The sequence below is a fragment of the Idiomarina sp. ST10R2A5 genome (assembly GCF_051842325.1).
Taxonomy (GTDB): Bacteria; Pseudomonadota; Gammaproteobacteria; order Enterobacterales; family Alteromonadaceae; genus Idiomarina; species Idiomarina abyssalis.
The window spans coordinates 1-18,806 of record NZ_JBNIEX010000011.1 but is presented as its reverse complement, the minus strand read 5'-3'; the positions used below and the strand labels follow the sequence as shown (position 1 = coordinate 18,806).

Below are 18,806 nucleotides of genomic sequence, written 5' to 3'. Positions count from 1 at the left end.
TTATTGGTGTTTATAAACCTTACCGTCTTTCATCACAAAACTGACATTTTGCAATAAGGTAACATCGTCCAACGGGTTTCCTTTTACAGCCACGATATCCGCTAGTTTACCTTCTTCAATGTGACCAATATCATCATTTTTAAGCAGCTTGGCAGCTATGGAAGTTGCTGACTGAATCGCTTCAGCTTCGGGGACACCTGCTTCTACCATGTATTGGAATTCTAACGCGTTATCACCGTGAGCGGATACGCCACTATCGGTACCAAATGCGAAGTTAACCCCTGCTTTATAAGCTTTTGCAAAAGTGTCCTGAATTTTAGGACCTATTTCGCGCGCTTTCGGTCTGACTACTTCCGGAAAATAACCATCAATTTCCGCTTTTTCGGCAACAAACTTACCGGCCAGAATGGTTGGTACCAGGTAGGTTCCGTGCTCTTTCATAGCCGCTATTACTTCGTCATCCATGTAAGTACCATGCTCTACCGAAGTAATGCCGGCTTTCACTGCCCGCAGCATACCTGCTTTACCATGGGCATGTGCTGCAACATGAAAGTTATAGTCATTGGCAATATCAACCAGGCCTTTTAGCTCTTCGTCAGTAAACTGAGGGTTGTCGCCGCTGCTGGCCATACTCAAAACACCGCCGGTTGCGGTAATTTTGATAAAGTCGGCACCGTCTTTGTAGTGCTGACGTACGGCTTCGCGAGCATCTTCGGCACTATTAATAACGCCATCTTTAGGCGTCGGACGCCCCATCAGTTCTTCTTTCCAGCCGTTTGTCGGGTCGGCATGTCCACCGGTCGTTGCCAAAGATTTCCCTGCGGAATAAATTCTTGGCCCGTCAACCACACCTGCATTTACCGCATTACGTAAGGCAATAGTGACGTTGTCGGAGTCACCCGGGTTTCTTACGGTCGTAAAGCCAGCTTCCAAGGTTTTCATGCCATAGTGTTGAGCTTTCAAAGCAAGATCAGCAGGGTTCTCAGTAAACTGTTTTATGTAAGAGTCAGGCCCGGACTGGCCGTCAAGGTGAACGTGTAAATCAATCAAGCCAGGCAGACAGGTATGTGCGCTTAAATCCGTAACCGAAGCATCACCGCCGGGGGCATTCACTTTAACGGCAGTAATTTTGTTGTCAGTGACTTCAATATAGCGCTCACCTGCAAGACGACCGCTTTCACTGTCAAACACATTTCCGCAATGCAGCCATTCACCAGCCTGAGCGGTGTGTCCTGCTAACGCTACGGTTAAACCTATAGCTATTTTCTTCAACATACTTCCCCCTGATTTTATTTTAATCTTTATGGTCTGTGATACTCCGAACCGTTACGAATTGCAACGCCAGCGGTCACTATTGCGACCAAAGGTTAATCTTTATCGACAGTTACCTGAATTGGGGTTCCCCAAAGCTCTCTAATTTCAGACTCATGTTTCAACAACGAAGCTAAGGTGTAATTCGACAGGAAATTGTAGAAGGTTTCCTTGCCTTGGTTGATTAAGCTTTTCAACTCACAGACAGGAAATATTGCGCACTCGGGCTTATGGCAGTCTATCCAGTATTCATCACCTTCCAGCCGCCTAATCACTTGATCAAGACGTACATCGGCAGGGTCAACCGCAAGTAAAAAGCCTCCGTTCTTACCACGGCGGGTTTCTATCAGCCCCTCTTTACCAAGTTGATGAACCACCTTGTTTAAATGATTTCTTGGCACGTTAAATATGCCACTTAACTCATCGATGGTGACTCTTTCATTGTCTTCTTTCGCTGCCAGATACATCAGCACTCGCAAGCCGTAGTCTGTATACTTTTTTAATTGCACGCGTGCACCTTTATCGGGGTTCTTGTTTAAAGACCAGTTGACGACCGCCACGAGTGCTCAATATCAGGCGCTCCTTATCATCAATATTCACTTGATAAACACGCTCGAGTACATCGCTAAACTCACGCGACAAAGCGTTGGCTGTATCACTACAGGCCATTTTCGTGCTGCCTGTTAAGCGGATCTGCGCAAGCTCGCCCCCCATGTTGTAATGTCCAAAGTAGCGATTGCACCCATTAAAGCCCGCCAGTTGATTGTCCTCTAAAAACTGAATGGTGGCAGGTTTGGACTGAATTGCATGCCCCTCAAACTCTGATAATTCCCAGCTGACGCCCTGAAGCAACCATTCGCTGTCTCCGCCACATCCAGAATACATCCGGTCAGACTCCTGTAAGTCCACCTGATAAGGATATAAACGGCCACTCATTGAATCGCGACATAACCGGTCAATAACAATCAGGTGTTTATCTGTGGTCGACTCTATACGCCATTCGTAAGGCTGGGTTGATACCACTTGCGCAGGTTTTAAATCGATAATGGCTTCGCTTTCCGGGGTTGTTAAGGCCATATGCTGAGGGTTTACTGCCACTTGCCAGAAGGGTTCATTACCTTTAGCAGTAAAGTGTTTGGGCAAGGCCCCCTGTTCCACACACAGCGGCATGTCCTGGCCACGCCAGGTAATATCTGCTTCGTTACCCTTACTCCAGAACTCAGTGACAGGTTCGTTATCATTTGAATAGCGGGCTCCTGAACCGCTCACCGCTTGTGTCAGCAGTTCTTGCTCAGATCCATAACTTAACAGCAAACCTTGCTCTTGCTGCAATACACTCAATTCACTCGCACCACATTGGTAAGCAACGGGTGCCTTCTCTGCTGGCGATACAAGCGCACAGCCTGACAGCAGTGTTGCAGCGAAAAGAGAGAGACTTCCTTTTACGGTGATACTGGGCATACTTGCCATCCTGTTATTTTTAACTGTTAAGATAAGATTCTATAGTATGTGCTGGTGATTGCACTAACTCCTCAAACTCATTTTGAGTAATAGGCCTGGAAAATAAAAAGCCCTGACCTTCGTTACATGCCATTTGCACTAAAAGCTTAGCTTGCTCAACTGTTTCAATGCCTTCTGCAACAATTGAGCATTTAAAATTGTGAGCCATTAACACGATAGTACCTACCAGCTGTTGGTCCGATGAATTGCTCACTAAGTTCATGACAAAACTACGGTCAATTTTAATCACGCTAATTGGTAAATTCCGCAAATAAGACAATGATGAATAGCCCGTACCAAAATCATCCATCGCTACGGTAACTCCCGCTCGCGTCAATATCTCCAGTTCATGCTGGACTTTCTTCAGGTTCTGCATGACCGCAGATTCCGTGATTTCCACCTGTACCTGTTTGGGCTCGACCTTGTGACGTTGGCAACACTCCAGAAGATCCGAAGCAAAAGTTCCGGTTACCATCTGTTGAGGGGACACATTTATTGCCAACACAAAACTGCCATCAACAATGTTCTGTTGACGCCATTTCGCCAGCTGTTTTATCGCATGTTCAGCAACCCAGTCTCCTATCGCTCTGATATCACCGGTTTGCTCCGCCAATGGGATAAACAGCGCGGGCGATATGAACCCCTTTTCTATGTGTTGCCAACGAAGTAATGCCTCTGCGCTGGTTATCTTACCGGTAACTAAGTCGTACTTAGGCTGGAAAAACAACTGAAGATCATCGGCTTCTAAGGCTGCTCTCAAGTCGTTACGTAAACTAATACGATCAGCCAAATCACGATGCAGCTCGTCAGAAAACAGCCCGACAGGGGGTGTTCCTTTCTTTGGTAAAGCCAGGGAAGCCTGACGTATCAGTTCATCCGGCTCTATATTACTGTCCAGAGTAGAGCTTATTCCGGCCCGGGCAGCGATAGTGATAAGTAAGGTTTCGTAATCGTGATCGCCGCTGGCAACATCAACCAGTCTATGTCCCTTACGCATGAGTTCGGCATCTAACTGCGCTTCAAACACGACAACATATTCCTGTTGCCCCCAGCTACCAATGAAGCTGCGGGCTGGTGCTTTACTTTGTAATAACAGCGCCAGTTCACGCGTAAAAGCTTCGGCCAAAGGGTAACCATGCAACTGAGCAACTTCTTCAAGTTCATCAATAACCAGAAAAACAACGCTACAGCCTTTATCGGAGCGCACCATTGCATTAACTTCCTGCAGAATTGCCCGTCGGTTAGGTAACCCGGTTAGCATGTCCTCAAGAACGAGCTCTTCAAGCTCCGCAGAGCGTTTACTTGCAATGGCTTCGTAAAATAACGACGCATCTCGTCTCGCCTGCGAACGATAATGGACCTGCAAAATGTTACGCAGTCGCTGTAAAATTTCTTCGTTATCAAAGGGCTTGGTTAAAAAGTCGGTAGCACCCAGTTCAAGTGACCGGAGCCGCGTTTCTTTATCGCCCTGAGCTGTCAACATAACCATTGGCGGAGCATCATCGCCATAAGTTTGTTTCATATGTTTAAGTACTTCAGCACCATTCAACTCCGGCATTCTGTAATCTAACAGAATAAGATCCGGTTTAAATGAGGCCATTTTTTCATCAATGAGCCTGGGAGTTTGTACCCCTTCAATATACTGGTACCCAGCCTCTTCTAATAATGCGATGAGAAGCTCAATGTTGGTGTGATTATCATCAACAATCAGTACTCTGGCATTAGCAATATCCTTCGCTGACAAAGCATATCCTTCTATCTTTCGATTCTATTAACTAATTCCTTACGTAACTTTTCTAAAAACCGATGAGTTGGATCAAAAAAACACTAAAACTATTATTGCGAATCATTCTTATTTTAATTATCATTCTCGCCGCTTAATTCATTGAAACTGAAATTACTTTTCAAAAAAGGTCAATCGAGTCCGTTATGAAAAAAACGATCTTAGCTAGCACCATACTCACAGCTCTGGCAGCTCCGGCTTTAGCAAATACCGCTGTCGATACAGATATCGAGCAAATTAAAATTATTGGCAGTAAAACAGAAGCCCGCAATGTTGCCGGCTCAAGCGCCGTTATTGACGAAGAGCAGATGCGCATTGAAGTTCCGAGCGACATCAACCAACTGATGAAAACCATTCCGGGCATTTATGTCCGTGAAGAAGACGGCCAGGGCCTGCGTCCTAACATTGGCATCCGTGCCGCAACAGCTGGTCGTGTCAGTAAGGTCACTTTGCTGGAAGACGGCGTTATGATGGCTCCGGCGCCTTATTCAAACCCAGCGGCCTACTACTTCCCGACTACCTTCCGTATGTCATCCGTTGAAGTATTAAAAGGTGCTCCTTTACTGCGTTACGGCCCACAGACAACCGGCGGCGTTTTAAACCTGGTAACAACACCTATTCCTGAAGACTTTGGCGGACAAGTTCTGACTCAGTTTGGCGAAAACAGCAGCCGTGATATTCATGCTCATGTTGGTGGCACTGAAGGTCAATGGGGCTTTTTATTAGAAACCGTTCAACGCAGCAGCGACGGCTTCAAAGAAATTGACCGCAGCAGCCGCGACGCCGGTTTTGATATTGAAGACTATGTTGCAAAACTTCAGTGGACTGGCGAGCGCCAGAGCCTGTTGGCCAAAGTTCAATATTCAGAAGAAGTCTCGAACGAAACTTATCTCGGTTTGACCGATGCCGATTTCGCTCAGGATGAAAACCGCCGTTATGGCCTTTCTGAAATTGATCAGATGGATAACTCCCACAAAGGCTACAGCTTAAACTATGCGTTTGAAGCGACTGATAATCTGACTTTTAATATTTTAGGCTACTACAACGACTATGCTCGCAACTGGTTCAAACTGGATGGCGGTAATGCATACGTCAGTGCAGCTAACAGCGGTGACGCCGATGCATTAGCTATTTTGCAAGGCACTCAGGATGAAGCCGGTCTGAACTACAAAAACAACAATCGAGCTTATGAATCTAAAGGCATTGAAGCTAATGCTCAGTTTGCTTTAGGGACTCATAACCTTGAAGTGGGTGTTCGTGACCACAGCGACGAAATGGACCGTTTCCAGCCGGTTGAAATTTATGATCAGGTTAACGGCAGCCTTGTATACCAGGCTGAAGTTATGCCTACTGGCGGTAACAACCGTCTGGAAGGCGCTGATGCAGTCAGCTTCTGGCTGACAGACCAGTGGCAGGCAACCGAAGACCTTAACGTCCACTTTGCACTGCGTTATGAAGACGTTGAGTCTTATCGTTACCAGTTTGCTGACACGGCTCGCGAGCAACTGGACAGCACACGTTCAAACGACAGCGACGAATGGTTACCGGGCGTATCCTTCACTTATGACGTGAATGATAACTGGCAGGTACTGGCAGGCGCTCATAAAGGCTTTTCGCCTTTAGGCGGTGGTGCGAAGGACTTCCAGGAACCAGAAACCAGTAACAACTACGAAGCCGGTGTTCGTTTTAATCAAGGTTCCTTCTTTGCAGAAGCCATTGGTTTCTACAGCGACTTTAGCGACACCACACAGCAGTGTTCAATTGCTAACCCTTGTGACAATGGCTCTGAATCAGGCTCTTATGTGCTGGGTGAATCAACGGTAGCCGGTCTGGAATTACAGGCAAGCAATACCTTTGAATTGGGTCAGTTCCTTATGCCAGTTGATTTGGCTTACACCTACACCAAAGGTGAAATCAGTCAGGACAACGCGGTGACAGGTTTAATGGACGGCGATGAACTGAATGACATTCCGCAGAATACCTTCAGTGTTCGCGTTGCGCTAGATAACAACAAAGGCTGGGTAAACTATGTGGTCGGCAAATACATTGACGAAATGTGCGTCTCTGTTGGCTGTAACCGCGACAACAGCCGTTTTAACAAAACCGAATCACTGTTTGTGACCGACTTTGTCAGTCGTTATGAAGTCGACAACAACATGGCGGTTTATTTCAAAGTTGAGAACTTGTTTGATCAACAGAAGATTGTTGCTCGCTCACCACATGGTGCGCGTCCGAACAAACCTCAAACAGCCTCTTTAGGTGTGGAATACACTTTCTAAAAACCAATCCCTCCCTGGATTTGTTATGGCCCCATTCTTATGGGGCCATTTTTTTGGTTTAGCTTATTGAGCTAAGCTGATCAGGTAATCCGCTAACGCACCCATACCCGTTTTTTTAACACCCGCTTCGCGTTCTGCGCTTTGATTATAATTGGTGTTGGTGTTTACATCGTAAACGTACAGCTCGCCTTTTGCGTCCTCAATAAATTCAATACCGGCCACATCAATATCATTGGCCTTCAAAAATGCTTCCAGCGCAAAAATAATTTCATGGTCATTAAAGCGCTGCGTAATAGTGAATTTATTAGGCTGATTGTCATCAGCAGGCGCTTCACTGGTTGGGCAAAACGCATCATCCACACTGCACACATCGGCCGGGCATAACTCAAAGCCTTGCTCAGTATTAACATTAACCGCATAAACAAATTTCTGTCCGACAAACTCACTGCGGGTAATATGCGGCTGCTTTGGCTTAATGTATTCCTGTAACAGCCAGATGCCATCTAACGGCTCTTCATAATCATCGCTGTCGATATAATTCTTTAAGCCAGCGACATCGTCAAACTTAATAACGCCTAAACCCTTACCACCGCGATTAGGCTTTAAAATCAGCGGCCACTCGGCAAACTTTTCAGCCGCTTCTGTCAGCAGATCTTTTCCGACCACTGCCTGCGTTTTAGGTACGTTAAGGCCTGCTTTTTGCAACGCCGCATATTGCGACAGCTTACACACTTCCAGCGCCAGCACCCGGGTGCCATTAACCACGGTTCGGTTACTGTTTTCCAGCCAGGTTAATGCCATGCGAGTCAGCTCAGGTGCAAACCGATGACCCCTTGTGTGCGATGAGGCACTCATACGGTTATAGTAAACCGCATCTTCCGGAAGTTCGGAAAAAGGTATCACTCCCGTATCCAGGAACCATTCTTTGGCTTCTACGCCACGCTTTTTAAACTCTGCTCTTAGCGGCACCAGCCACTCTTCATTTTCGTGCAGAATAACAATATCTCGCATGTATACCTCTTAGCGTCTCAGCTGATGTATCAGCAGAACTACGACAATAAAAATGATGCCCGACAACAGCACCTGCCACGGCACAAAAACAGCCAGTCCAAGACAGCTGGCCAAACCTATTATGGATACCCACTTTGGCACAAAACGATCACTCTTTGTGACTTTCAATGCGGCCAAATTCGTAATGCCATAATACACTAAAACCGTGAAGGCACTGAACGACCATGCGGTCTTTATATCACCAATTGCGACCAACACCAGCATGACAATACAAGTTAGCCAGGTTGCCGGTGGTGCCGATGTTTGTTGCCCGTTTAAATTGGCAAAGCGCATGGGTAAATCAGCGCGGCGGCCCATGGCCAGAATCACCCGCGACACCCCTAAAATTAAGTTCAGAATAACTCCGCCCATAGCAACCACTGCACCAACGGTCACTAACCATTGTACAGGTCCGCTCGGCAGCAAACTTGCCAGAGAGAAATGCTCCGCCTGAAAGTTCGTTATACTGGGGAAACGCAGCAGAGCATTCCCCACTCCCAGATACAGAAGCGTCACAACCGCCAGAGTTAAAACGACAGCCAGAGGAATAACCCGACGCGGGTTTTGTACCTCTTCCCCCATGGTGGCAATACGTCCGTAGCCGGTGTAGGCAACAAAGAGTAAAGCTGAAGCTTGTAATACCTGCCACCACTTAACAGATGGCCGCTCTAGCATTACGGCCGTTTGCTGATGGCCTGTAACAATAAAGGCCAGCAGAGCAATTATGCTCAGTGTGACAATGGCGGCGTTAACCCAATTTGTGCGCTTAACGCCCCCCAGTACTAATAACGTAAACAGCACCAATACCGCAGCCGCTATCCTCTGGGCTAAATATTCCGGTATTGCCGTGGCATTGGTCACATACCAGCCTACCGCCAGAGCAGCGGTCGCCGCTGATGCACTTTTTGCTACCACAAATAAACTACCGGCCGTTACGCCATAAGCTGGTGTCAGGAAACGGTAACCGTATTCATAAGTACCGCCGCTTACCGAGTGTGCGGAAGCCAACTGCGCGGAAGACAAGCCATTACATAAGGCCGTCACCGCCGCAATGAGAATTGCCCATAAAACGGCACCACCGGCAATATCCGCACCAATACCCACACTCACGAACGCACCGGTACCTAAAATGGAACCAAGCCCCAAAACAATGGCACCCGCGAGCGAGGTAGAGCGAACCAACTGCTGATTCATGCTATCCCCTTTAATCTTTCGTTGCTGATTCAGTCACTTCTCTATTATCTTACAGGGTAAAAGATGAAATGGATGTGACAACCTATTAATGAAACATTTAGCACTGGGCCCGATTACAGCACTTATCGTATTGCTCACGACGCAATTGGCGAACATGCCATTACCTGCCGCGCTTACTTTAAGCACTGTGGTCTGGGTAGCCTGGTGGTGGGTAACCGAGTGCATCCCCTTACCTGTCACCTCATTACTCCCTTTCGTCTTGCTTCCGGCCTTCGGGGTTATCGACACACAAACAGCCGCAGGCGCTTTAGGCGACAATATTATCCTCTTGTTCATGGGCGCCTTTATGTTGGCCAAAGCCGTTGAAGCCAGTGGTGTTCATAAGCGCATGGCTCTTTCTTTGGTTGCACGCATTGGTGCTGACAATGGCCGCAAAGTGGTTATTTCCTTTATGGCGGCGACCGCCTTTCTGTCCATGTGGATATCGAACACGGCAGGTGTGCTGGCACTTTTGCCTGTCGCGTTAGCATTGGCCGATGCCAGCGACGATGAAAACTTCCAACGGGCTCTGCTGTTAGGCCTGGCCTACGCCGGCTCACTTGGCGGTATCGCTACTTTAGTAGGAACACCACCTAACCTGATTTTTGCGTCTATTTACCAGAATATTACTGGCACTGAATTCAGCTTTACCCGTTGGCTGGGCATTGGCTTACCCATGGTTCTGCTCGGGTTGCCAGTTATCGCACTTTGGTTAACCCGCAACGTCAAATTATCAAAGCCACTTGAGTTACCAACCACCAGTGAAATGACAACCTATGAGAAGCGTGTGCTCATGGTGTTCGGTACCGTCGTCGTTTTGTGGATAACACGTACCGCACCCTTTGGCGGCTGGACCGGCTTACTGGGCATTGGCAGCCTCAATGACGCGACCGTTGCACTGGCCGGTGTAGTTGCCATGTTCGTTATTCCAACCGGAAAAGTTAAACGCGAGAAGCTATTAAACTGGCCACTGGCAAAAGATATTCCCTGGGGCATTTTATTGCTGTTTGCCGGCGGTATTTGCTTAGCCCGTGGCGTTATGGAAAGTGGTTTGGGCGAAATTATTGGCCAGTCACTTACCGCATTAGGCGTGCTGCCGTTATGGTTACTTATTTTTGTGTTAGCGCTGACCGTGTCCTTCGTAACAGAAGTCACCTCCAATACAGCAACTGCCACCTTACTGATGCCCATTCTTGCAGCCACGGCAACAGCACTTGAATTACCCATTGAGTTACTCATGATACCTGCGGTTATTGCCTGCAGTTGCGCGTTTTGCATGCCGGTAGCCACACCACCAAACTCCATTGTTTTTGCTTCTAATCGGGTCACCATAAAAGCCATGGCCAGAGAGGGTGTGGTGCTTAATATTTTGCTCGCCATTGTCACGACACTGGTGGTACTAATTTTTGTCTAGTGCGCCCGAGTCGGTGACAGGCTATAATCACCCGCTTTCATCCCCTAGAAAGGACTTGATATGAGCGACTTCCCAGCCTGCCCGGAGTGTAATTCCAGCTTTACCTACCACGACGGAACTTTACTCATTTGCCCTGAATGCGGACACGAATGGTCCGAAAACGAACCTGAAGCGGCTGACGATGCGCCATCCTTTCGTGACTCTAACGGCACACCACTGGAAGACGGCGACACCGTCACAGTGATTAAAGATCTTAAAATTAAAGGGTCATCTTCGGTGGTTAAAGTAGGCACCAAAGTTAAAAATATTCGTCTTATTGACGGCGATCATGACATTGACTGCAAAATTGACGGCATTGGTGCAATGAAACTGAAATCTGAATTTGTTAAAAAGGTCTGAAACCGGATACCGGAACTTATTATGAAAACCCTATTGATTGTCTGCCTCGTTCTTTTTTCGTCATTTACATTTGGCAAAAGTAACGAACAAACCCTGGTGCTCATTTCAATAGACGGCTTTCGTCATGACTATATTGAAAAGCACGATGCGAAAAATATTGCCAAGCTTGCTCAGGAAGGCGTGCGCAGCAAGGGGTTAATACCGGTTTATCCGTCCAAAACCTTTCCTAATCACCTGTCTATTATTACCGGCCGTTATCCGACCAAGCATGGTTTGGTCGATAATAACTTTTACGATACCGAGCGCCAGCAAAAGTACAGTATGGCCGATGGCTTAGAAGACAGCAGTTGGATAACCGCGTTGCCTTTGTGGAACCTTGCCGAGTTTCAGGGAGTAAAAGCAGCCACTTTCTTCTGGCCTGAATCCGATGCCCGCATAAATGGCCGGACACCCAGTTATTTTTATCATTACAGTCACCCGGTTCCTAACCGCCAGCGGGTCGAACAAATCATCGACTGGCTCAAGCTACCGGAAAAAGCTCGTCCACGACTGGTTACCGGCTACTTTCCCGTTGTTGACACCATGGGGCATCGTTTCGGACCAGACTCGAAACAAGTAAAAGGGGCCGTTCAGCACATAGACGAGCTTATTGGAGAATTGTGGCGCAAATTACAGACAGAAGTGGATGCTTCCGTGAATTTAGTGCTGGTTTCTGATCATGGCATGACTCCGATACTAGCCGACAAAATGATAGAAGTTGATGATCTGAACATTGATTCTGATCGGTTTATCGTCATTAACGCACAAACCCGTTTGCTGATTTATGCCAAAGAAAATACGTCAGATCAACACATTGAGTCGCTCCGTCAACGTTTAAAACAAACAACGGAACAGCCATTTTATATAGAAACAGAAAACGCACTTGCACAGCGACACTTTGTTAATAGCCCTCGTGTGCCGGCTATCGTGCTTGCAACCGACGCACCAAACAGCTTTGCTACCCGACCAGCTGAGGAACGCTCTGATGGAGGTACTCACGGGTATTACGGCACTCGCGATATGGATGGGTTATTTGTTGCCACCGGCAACGCCTTTAATAAGGGACAAAGCATTGAGCGTTTTGAAAACATTCATATTTACCCAATGCTGGCAGAATTACTGGGGTTAGAGACTCTCACGGAAATTGATGGCCGGCCGGAAGTGCTCCGGCCAATTCTCGAAACTCATTAATCAGCATCAGGTTGCGGTGTTTTCATGAACACCGCGACGATTGCCGCCGTAATAGCCCCAATAACTAAAGCAAAAATCATTGACTGAACAATATAACTACTAAGCTGAAAATAAACCTCAGCTTGTTCTGCACTCATTTCGCCTTGAGTTACCGCAAAATTGCTCACATTTTCAAAGTAATCAGGCGAAATAATGACATGGGTGATCCACTGGCTAATTGGCGTCAAAATAGCCACCACAACGGCAATTATCAAACCGCTCACAAAACCCTGCTTCCAAGTCATCGATCCATTTAGATCCTTTTCGCGTTTTTCTCTCAGTGCCAGTACGTAAATAGCAATAGCAATGAGAGCAAAGAAGTTGGTGTAGGTTGCGTGGTAAGCAATATAGTTGTCATGCAGACCGACTAATCTTTCCATTAACATCCACAACAAACCTGCAATGGTGAAGATAATGCCCCACTTTATTTCTGTTTTTCGTTGTTTAAGCATTTTGTACTAACCTTTTGTAAAGATCCCTAAAAACAATAGCGTCATTAGTAGACTATCTGTAATTATAGTCACGTTTTAAACAATTTCCTTCAGGAGGGTTCCCGTGGAAATACCCAGCATGCTCGCCATTGTCGCTGCACTATGGGTTGTTCTTGTCATCGCCGGCGTTTTCGAGGCTGTGCGGCACTGGGCGCTTGTGCGTAGAATCCCCGTTCGGGTTCATGTTAACGGCACTCGCGGTAAAACCAGCGTTACCCGTTTAATTGCTGCAGGGCTGCGTAGCGGCGGGAAGCGTATTTGTGCAAAAACAACAGGCTCAGCCGCGGCCATTACTGACCCAGAGGGGCGAGAATTCCCTATTTACCGCATTAGCGGCGCGAATATTATCGAACAAATGCGCACTCTTAAAAGAATGGCCGCGTTAAAGCCCGAGATTGTGGTTATGGAATGTATGGCTCTACAACCACAGTACCAGTCCTTAAGCGAACTGCGGATGGTACGTTCAACAGTAGGCGTTATTACCAATGCCCGAGCCGATCATTTAGATGTGATGGGGCCGGGAGAAAACGATGTAGCACTTGCTTTGGCTGGTAGTACTCCAGTTAAAGGTAACTTGTTTACTGCGGAACGCGACTTACTTGATGTTTTCAAGCACTCGTGCCAAGACCGCAAAAGCGAGCTGCATGGCGTAACAGAGGACGAAGTCAACGCTATTACTGAAGAAACTATGAAACGCTTTCGTTATGCAGAGCACGCGGAGAATGTTGCGCTGGCACTCAATGTCTGCGAACACCTGGGCGTCGACAGAGAGAAAGCTCTGGACGGCATGGTTGCCCTTGAGCCGGAAGCCGGTGCTATGCAGGTTCTTCATGTTAATTACTTCAAGCGAGAGATTGTTTTCGTCAACGCCTTTGCAGCCAACGACCCTGAGTCTACCGGTCGGATTTGGGAAAGCATGCTTGAAAAATATGGTAAAGACCGGCGCAAAATCGTGTTAATTAATTGCCGGGCGGACCGCCCACACCGCTCTCAACAAATGGCCGAAGATGCGGTTAAGTGGAGCGAAGCGGATAAATATCTACTGATGGGTTCAGGCACCTTTATTTTCGTCCGGAATGCGGTGAAATACGGCCTCGACCCAGAAAAATTATTAGTCATGGAAAATGCCCATATGACCGAAATAACCGAAACAATTTTAGAAGAGTCCGGCAGCAGCGCATTAGTTGTTGGAATGTGCAATATTCACGGCGGTGGCGAAGAAGTCGCTCGCTTCTTCCAGAACAGGGCAATCAAGGAGGAAGATCTATGATTGCATTAAACATTCTGGCCGTTGCCATTGGGGTCGGCTTATTTTTTACCTTATTACTCACTCAAACTTTAGGCCTTGCCGCTGGCGGTTTGGTTGTACCTGGGTATGTCGCACTGCAGTTGACCGATCCTTTAAGCCTGGCCATTACGCTTATCGCCGCTCTTATCACTTATTTGATTGTCCGAATTATTGCCAGCTTCGCCATTATCTATGGTCGTCGCCAGACTATTATCATGATTCTTACCGGCTATTTAATTGCCGGCTTAATGGACTTATTTCTTGGTAACCTGGTTAACTGGGTCGACCTGCAAATGATCGGCGGGGGGGGCGACGCTCAGGCTCAAATCGCAACACTTGAGTCCAGTTTTATGATGTCCATTATGGAAAGCAGCATTATCGGCTACATTATTCCCGGACTTATCGCCATTTGGTTTGACCGGCAGGGCGTACTTCAAACCCTGTGCGGGCTGGCAGTAACAGCTGTGCTGGTCAGGCTAGCACTGATTGTGATTATGCCGGAATCACTACAAATGTACGAAGCAAGCCAAGCATTTCAGATGCCCGGCTGGTAACAGGAGGACGAATCATGAGTAGTTTTACAAAGATTTATTGGCGTTCTTCGGGCGTACCAACCTGGGGATTAATTTTTCTTATCGTATTATCCGTTATTGTGATGGTGGCGGCGGAAAACGTGAAGCAGCGTGATCCTATTGTTGACGACAACTACGCTACTATGGTTAACGCATCGAAGATAATGCGTGAAGGCATGCAGGTACTGAAACCACTGCGCGCTCAATTAGCACCAATTAACCCTGAGTTTGATCCCCAACGCTCAGGATTCGTTGGTTTAGAAAATAGCATTGTAACGACCAACCATGGTGGCCGTGAATCGAAACAAACAACAGTGAACCCTAACTGGGCTGCCGTTGCAGTTAAATTAATGGCCGATGCCGGTGTGAAAGAAGGGGATTTAGTTGCAGTCACCGTATCGGGTTCCTTCCCCGCATTAAACCTCGCTGTTTATTCAGCCATTGAAGCTATCGGAGCCGAAGCGGTTATCATTGCATCCGCATCATCGTCGCAATGGGGTGCCAACGTTCCTAACTTCTTGTGGCTTGATATGGAGCGCGAGCTTAGAGAAGCCGGTGTGCTCTCTTTAAAGCCTGTTTATGCGTCTATCGGCGGTATTGAAGACCGTGGCATTGGGATACCTGAAGAGGGGATCCGTTCAATACGCAACAGTATTGAAAACGCAGATATTAACTTAATTGAGCCCGCGAACTACCAGGAAGCAGTTGCTGATCGTATTGCGATATTTCGAGAGTATTCAGCCGACCGCCAATACAAAGCGTTCGTCAACGTGGGGGGAGGCGCAACCATTGTCGGTCCTCCGGGTATTGATGACATGTTCAAGTCCGGCCTGCAAAAAGATGCGCCACCACGAGCTTTTGCAGTAGATACCGTAATGGGTTACTTCCTGCAGGAAGACATTCCCGGCATTCACTTCATTGGTATCAAAACCATGGCTGAACGACACGGCCTTCCGTTAATGCCACCTGAAGTTGTTCCGGTTGGTAATGGCGGAGTTTATTCAGCCACTATTTATAACCGCTGGTTAGCGTTAGGGTTAGGTGTTGGGTTATTTGCCATGACCTGGCTTATTGTTCGCTCTGCTCGCATTACCAGCTTGTGGCGCAGAACTGGCGAAAGCGGTAAAAGCACGAAGCCGATGGTTTAATTCTGAATGGGAGCAAATTAACCTTTGCTCCCATTTTTTAAGTCATAACAATGGCAAATTGCCTGCCATGCTTCTTCCGCACTATCCACAATCTGGAACAAGTCTAAGTCGTATTCTGCAATAGTGCCTTCTTCTACCAGCAAATCGAAATCGACTGCACGACGCCAAAATTCAGATCCCACCAAAACAATAGGCACTGGCTCAGACTTTTTGGTTTGTACCAAAGTTAAGGTTTCGAATAACTCGTCCAGTGTTCCAAAGCCGCCGGGAAAAGCAACCAACGCTCTAGCTCGCTGTAGAAAGTGCATTTTTCGAATGGCAAAATAGTGAAACTGGAAGCAGTATTCGGGTGTTATATATGGGTTTGGGCGTTGCTCGTGAGGCAGTACAATATTCAGACCAATACTTTCTCCTCCGGCTTCCATCGCACCTCGGTTCGCAGCTTCCATGATGCCGGGGCCACCACCACTGACAATCATCAGGTTTTCTTCATCGTGCTTAAGGTTGTGTTCAGTCGCAATACGTGAAAAGTCCATTGCCTGCTGATAGTAAGCACTATTTTTTAATGCCCGCTGGGCGCGCTTTAAGTTACCTTTTAAGCTGTCATTATCTGGCTCTTCTGCTAACGCTTGCTCAGCCATACGGGCATCATGCTGCGCCTGCTCAGGCGATAAAAAACGGGCGCTGCCAAACACAACAATGGTTGCGTCTATCTGATGCTTTTCGAGCGTTAACTGAGGCTTTAAATACTCCAGTTGCAGGCGTACCGCGCGCAAGTCGTCCTGCAGTAAAAAATCAGGGTCAGCAAATGCCAGCTTATACGAGCCTTGCCCTTCTATTTTGGCAATAGATTCTTCAGACTGTTTCGCCGAAATTAGACGACGTCGATGCAACTCATTTTCTTTCATGGGAAGTCCGTATGCATGGGGTTAATGGTAACCAATAACGGCTAGTTTATCTTAAATACAGAGCAAAGCCTTTTTAATTAGTCTCTCTCCAATTGCATAGAGACCATACCATTATTCTCACCTACCTCGTGAAACCCCAGGTCTTTATAAAGTGACCGTGCCGGTGTATTTTCAGGGTATACATTCAATGTAATAAACCTGACTTGCTCCTGCGCCCAGGCATTTTCCATTAATGCTTTTACAAATAACCGACCCAGCCCTTTGCCTCTCACTTTCGGGTTAACAATAAGGCAGGCTATGTGAATACCGTTCTCGACTTTTTCATAAGCCTGAGCAAAACCAATCAGCTCTTCATTCTGATAAAACGCAAAAGTGCCGCGTTCATTGCCTTTAATTTGTTGCCAGATAGCGTCCGCAGGGCTGCTATACCGAACTTTATCGCCAAACCATAGCCGGAACTCTGCAGCATTTTCAGGCCAGGTCAACGCCACTTTTAACTCGTTAATTTCAGCTTTCTTTAACATCGCTCTTTGTCTTAACAATGGGTTTTCAACGTAAATTATCACAGAAGAAAACCTAACGTCGCGTTAGTTCGTTAACTAAGGTAATGTAAGGACTATAAAAAATAGCCCTCTATAAGATGCAATTAACGGCACCATGTTAAGCAATACCAAACTGCACCAGAAACTCGCCTTGTCCTTAATTATTCTCTCTCAGTTACTGGGCACGTCCTTGTGGTTCAGCATTAACGGTGTCTGGCTTCCCTTGTCGGCAGAACAGCAACTCACTGAGTCAGACTTAGGCGCTCTAACTCTGGCCGTGCAGCTGGGTTTTATTATCGGCACTCTGACACTGGCACTAACCGGGCTGGCGGATCGCTACCGGGCCAGCCAGATTTTCCTGTTCTCAAGCATGGTTGGTGCAGCTGTTAATGCACTGTTTATCCTTACCGTTGATATTGCCAGCATCGCCTGGTTGCTGCGCTTTTTAACCGGGCTTTGTTTAGCCGGAATTTACCCAATGGGAATGAAACTGGTGATATCCTGGGTGCCCCGCTATGCAGGCAGCGCACTTGCCTGGCTACTAGCCATGCTGACTCTGGGTACGGCTTTGCCCCACCTCATGCGTGGCATAACCCTGGACTTTTCCTGGCAGATCCCGCTACTGGTATCTTCGCTACTGGCATTGCTTGGTGGCCTGTTAGTAGGATGGCTTGGCAGCGGTCCTCATCTGCCGGCTACCGCGTCAGCTCATACGTTGCGCTCTGGCTTACGCGCATTAACACGCCCCAAATTCAGAGCCGTTGCTGTCGGTTACTTTGGTCACTGCTGGGAGTTATACGCGTTCTGGATGTTAACACCGTTGCTAGTGTTGCAACCTCTAACCGCCCTTAACCTTCCTTTAACCACAGTACCCTGGCTGGCCTTTTTCATTATTGCTATTGGCAGCCTGGGCTGTATTGGCGGCGGCTTACTGACCAAACGCCTGGCAGGGCTAACCGTTGCCAGACTGGCATTATTCAGCTCCGGCAGCATTTGTTTGCTGTACCCTTTAATGACACAACTTCCCGCCTGGATACTTTTCGCTTTATTGCTGTTTTGGGGTCTTACGGTTATTGCTGACTCTCCGCAATTTTCAGCGCTGGCCGCTCATTTTGCACCCAAAGAAAATGTTGGTTCTGCACTGGCCATAATGAATGCTATTGGGTTTTCATTAACACTACCGGCTATATGGCTAACCAGTAATTTGTGGTCTATACATAACGAGTGGGTTACCTGGCTTTTGCTGCCCGGACCAATCATTGGTTTATGGGCAATGCGCAAGCTATCAACATAGAGAAAAATCATGACCACTAAAATTAAAGACCAGCGTATTTATAAGTACGGCTTTATCGCTATCGTTTGTGTTGCTGCCGCTCTGGCACTTATTTTTGTTCTTGGACGCTTCGGGTAAAGTTAGTACCCACCAACTTCCTACTCCCCATGAAGCGTAAGAATCAGGGTGCGTTCTCCACACATATCGTCAGTACACTAGGTTCATCAAAAGGATGATGGCAATAGAAGTATGCTCCTCCAGAATTAAAGAACACACCAGGAAAACCCTAAGCACACCGTTAACACATGTTACAAATATTTACAGTTGAAACTGGAAATAAACGCTT

At 47.3% G+C, this 18,806-nt stretch carries 17 protein-coding genes; 8 read left to right on the top strand and 9 right to left on the bottom strand.

Annotated features, from left to right (window positions below; genetic code table 11):
• The 4 genes from ACP7FG_RS11905 to ACP7FG_RS11890 form a co-directional block, all read right to left on the bottom strand.
• A complete protein-coding gene (locus tag ACP7FG_RS11905) occupies nucleotides 1-1,275 on the bottom strand; it encodes an amidohydrolase family protein (protein ID WP_439226500.1) in 1,275 nt (424 codons plus the stop codon).
• Between the two features lie 92 nt (nucleotides 1,276-1,367).
• Nucleotides 1,368-1,820, bottom strand: a complete 453-nt coding sequence (locus ACP7FG_RS11900; RefSeq protein WP_054490078.1) for an RrF2 family transcriptional regulator — start codon at nucleotides 1,818-1,820, stop codon at nucleotides 1,368-1,370.
• 10 nt (nucleotides 1,821-1,830) lie between these two features.
• On the bottom strand, nucleotides 1,831-2,772 hold the full coding sequence (locus tag ACP7FG_RS11895) for an META domain-containing protein (RefSeq protein WP_278356241.1): 942 nt from the start codon (nucleotides 2,770-2,772) through the stop codon (nucleotides 1,831-1,833).
• Nucleotides 2,773-2,791: 19 nt separating this feature from the next.
• Nucleotides 2,792-4,555, bottom strand: a complete 1,764-nt coding sequence (locus tag ACP7FG_RS11890; protein WP_439226499.1) for a putative bifunctional diguanylate cyclase/phosphodiesterase — start codon at nucleotides 4,553-4,555, stop codon at nucleotides 2,792-2,794.
• 185 nt (nucleotides 4,556-4,740) lie between these two features.
• On the opposite strand from ACP7FG_RS11890, the gene ACP7FG_RS11885 reads away from it, so the two are divergent.
• Nucleotides 4,741-6,873, top strand: coding sequence for a TonB-dependent receptor family protein (locus tag ACP7FG_RS11885; protein WP_439226498.1), 2,133 nt, complete (start codon nucleotides 4,741-4,743; stop codon nucleotides 6,871-6,873).
• 63 nt (nucleotides 6,874-6,936) lie between these two features.
• Here the strand turns inward: ACP7FG_RS11885 and ACP7FG_RS11880 are convergent, their stop codons facing one another.
• Nucleotides 6,937-7,884, bottom strand: a complete 948-nt coding sequence (locus tag ACP7FG_RS11880; RefSeq protein WP_439226497.1) for an ATP-grasp domain-containing protein — start codon at nucleotides 7,882-7,884, stop codon at nucleotides 6,937-6,939.
• A gap of 9 nt (nucleotides 7,885-7,893) precedes the next feature.
• Nucleotides 7,894-9,117: an APC family permease gene (locus ACP7FG_RS11875; protein WP_439226496.1), complete on the bottom strand. Its 1,224-nt coding sequence runs from the start codon at nucleotides 9,115-9,117 to the stop codon at nucleotides 7,894-7,896.
• 88 nt (nucleotides 9,118-9,205) lie between these two features.
• On the opposite strand from ACP7FG_RS11875, the gene ACP7FG_RS11870 reads away from it, so the two are divergent.
• From ACP7FG_RS11870 to ACP7FG_RS11860, 3 genes are read left to right on the top strand one after another with little or no spacing between them, the layout of a single operon-like run.
• Nucleotides 9,206-10,570 (top strand): SLC13 family permease, encoded by a 1,365-nt coding sequence (locus tag ACP7FG_RS11870; RefSeq protein WP_439226495.1) that lies wholly within the window; start codon nucleotides 9,206-9,208, stop codon nucleotides 10,568-10,570.
• A gap of 60 nt (nucleotides 10,571-10,630) precedes the next feature.
• Nucleotides 10,631-10,969: a zinc ribbon domain-containing protein YjdM gene (locus ACP7FG_RS11865; protein WP_054490064.1), complete on the top strand. Its 339-nt coding sequence runs from the start codon at nucleotides 10,631-10,633 to the stop codon at nucleotides 10,967-10,969.
• A gap of 21 nt (nucleotides 10,970-10,990) precedes the next feature.
• A complete protein-coding gene (locus tag ACP7FG_RS11860; RefSeq protein ID WP_439226494.1) occupies nucleotides 10,991-12,199 on the top strand; it encodes an ectonucleotide pyrophosphatase/phosphodiesterase in 1,209 nt (402 codons plus the stop codon).
• On the opposite strand, the gene ACP7FG_RS11855 is transcribed toward ACP7FG_RS11860, so the two are convergent.
• Nucleotides 12,196-12,690 carry a DUF4199 domain-containing protein gene (locus ACP7FG_RS11855; RefSeq protein WP_439226493.1) on the bottom strand — a complete coding sequence of 165 codons (495 nt, stop codon included), beginning with the start codon at nucleotides 12,688-12,690 and terminating at the stop codon, nucleotides 12,196-12,198. The two genes, ACP7FG_RS11860 and ACP7FG_RS11855, sit on opposite strands and share 4 nt — an antisense overlap.
• 103 nt (nucleotides 12,691-12,793) lie before the next feature.
• On the opposite strand from ACP7FG_RS11855, the gene pgsB reads away from it, so the two are divergent.
• Genes pgsB through pgsW form a run of 3 tightly spaced genes read left to right on the top strand, consistent with a single transcriptional unit; the run spans nucleotide 12,794 to nucleotide 15,737 of the window.
• Nucleotides 12,794-13,999: a poly-gamma-glutamate synthase PgsB gene (gene pgsB, locus ACP7FG_RS11850; protein WP_439226492.1), complete on the top strand. Its 1,206-nt coding sequence runs from the start codon at nucleotides 12,794-12,796 to the stop codon at nucleotides 13,997-13,999.
• Nucleotides 13,996-14,571 (top strand): poly-gamma-glutamate biosynthesis protein PgsC, encoded by a 576-nt coding sequence (pgsC, locus tag ACP7FG_RS11845; RefSeq protein WP_439226491.1) that lies wholly within the window; start codon nucleotides 13,996-13,998, stop codon nucleotides 14,569-14,571. The genes pgsB and pgsC overlap by 4 nt, the downstream gene beginning before the upstream one ends.
• Nucleotides 14,572-14,585: 14 nt before the next feature.
• On the top strand, nucleotides 14,586-15,737 hold the full coding sequence (gene pgsW / locus ACP7FG_RS11840) for a poly-gamma-glutamate system protein (RefSeq protein ID WP_439226490.1): 1,152 nt from the start codon (nucleotides 14,586-14,588) through the stop codon (nucleotides 15,735-15,737).
• 17 nt (nucleotides 15,738-15,754) lie between these two features.
• Here the strand turns inward: pgsW and ACP7FG_RS11835 are convergent, their stop codons facing one another.
• Nucleotides 15,755-16,645 carry a TIGR00730 family Rossman fold protein gene (locus ACP7FG_RS11835; protein WP_439226489.1) on the bottom strand — a complete coding sequence of 297 codons (891 nt, stop codon included), beginning with the start codon at nucleotides 16,643-16,645 and terminating at the stop codon, nucleotides 15,755-15,757.
• A gap of 77 nt (nucleotides 16,646-16,722) precedes the next feature.
• Nucleotides 16,723-17,211 (bottom strand): GNAT family N-acetyltransferase, encoded by a 489-nt coding sequence (locus tag ACP7FG_RS11830; protein WP_439226488.1) that lies wholly within the window; start codon nucleotides 17,209-17,211, stop codon nucleotides 16,723-16,725.
• Between the two features lie 91 nt (nucleotides 17,212-17,302).
• On the opposite strand from ACP7FG_RS11830, the gene ACP7FG_RS11825 reads away from it, so the two are divergent.
• Complete coding sequence (locus ACP7FG_RS11825; RefSeq protein WP_439226487.1) at nucleotides 17,303-18,481, top strand: MFS transporter; 1,179 nt, start codon at nucleotides 17,303-17,305, stop codon at nucleotides 18,479-18,481.
• Nucleotides 18,482-18,806: the final 325 nt, after the last annotated feature.

Coding starts and splice junctions, on each gene's coding strand:
- ACP7FG_RS11905 (WP_439226500.1), bottom strand. CDS start 1,275: ATGTTGAAGAAAATAGCTATAGGTTTAACCGTAGCGTTAGCAGGACAC.
- ACP7FG_RS11895 (WP_278356241.1), bottom strand. CDS start 2,772: ATGCCCAGTATCACCGTAAAAGGAAGTCTCTCTCTTTTCGCTGCAACA.
- ACP7FG_RS11885 (WP_439226498.1), top strand. CDS start 4,741: ATGAAAAAAACGATCTTAGCTAGCACCATACTCACAGCTCTGGCAGCT.
- ACP7FG_RS11880 (WP_439226497.1), bottom strand. CDS start 7,884: ATGCGAGATATTGTTATTCTGCACGAAAATGAAGAGTGGCTGGTGCCG.
- ACP7FG_RS11875 (WP_439226496.1), bottom strand. CDS start 9,117: ATGAATCAGCAGTTGGTTCGCTCTACCTCGCTCGCGGGTGCCATTGTT.
- ACP7FG_RS11870 (WP_439226495.1), top strand. CDS start 9,206: ATGAAACATTTAGCACTGGGCCCGATTACAGCACTTATCGTATTGCTC.
- ACP7FG_RS11865 (WP_054490064.1), top strand. CDS start 10,631: ATGAGCGACTTCCCAGCCTGCCCGGAGTGTAATTCCAGCTTTACCTAC.
- ACP7FG_RS11860 (WP_439226494.1), top strand. CDS start 10,991: ATGAAAACCCTATTGATTGTCTGCCTCGTTCTTTTTTCGTCATTTACA.
- ACP7FG_RS11855 (WP_439226493.1), bottom strand. CDS start 12,690: ATGCTTAAACAACGAAAAACAGAAATAAAGTGGGGCATTATCTTCACC.
- pgsC (WP_439226491.1), top strand. CDS start 13,996: ATGATTGCATTAAACATTCTGGCCGTTGCCATTGGGGTCGGCTTATTT.
- pgsW (WP_439226490.1), top strand. CDS start 14,586: ATGAGTAGTTTTACAAAGATTTATTGGCGTTCTTCGGGCGTACCAACC.
- ACP7FG_RS11835 (WP_439226489.1), bottom strand. CDS start 16,645: ATGAAAGAAAATGAGTTGCATCGACGTCGTCTAATTTCGGCGAAACAG.
- ACP7FG_RS11825 (WP_439226487.1), top strand. CDS start 17,303: ATGTTAAGCAATACCAAACTGCACCAGAAACTCGCCTTGTCCTTAATT.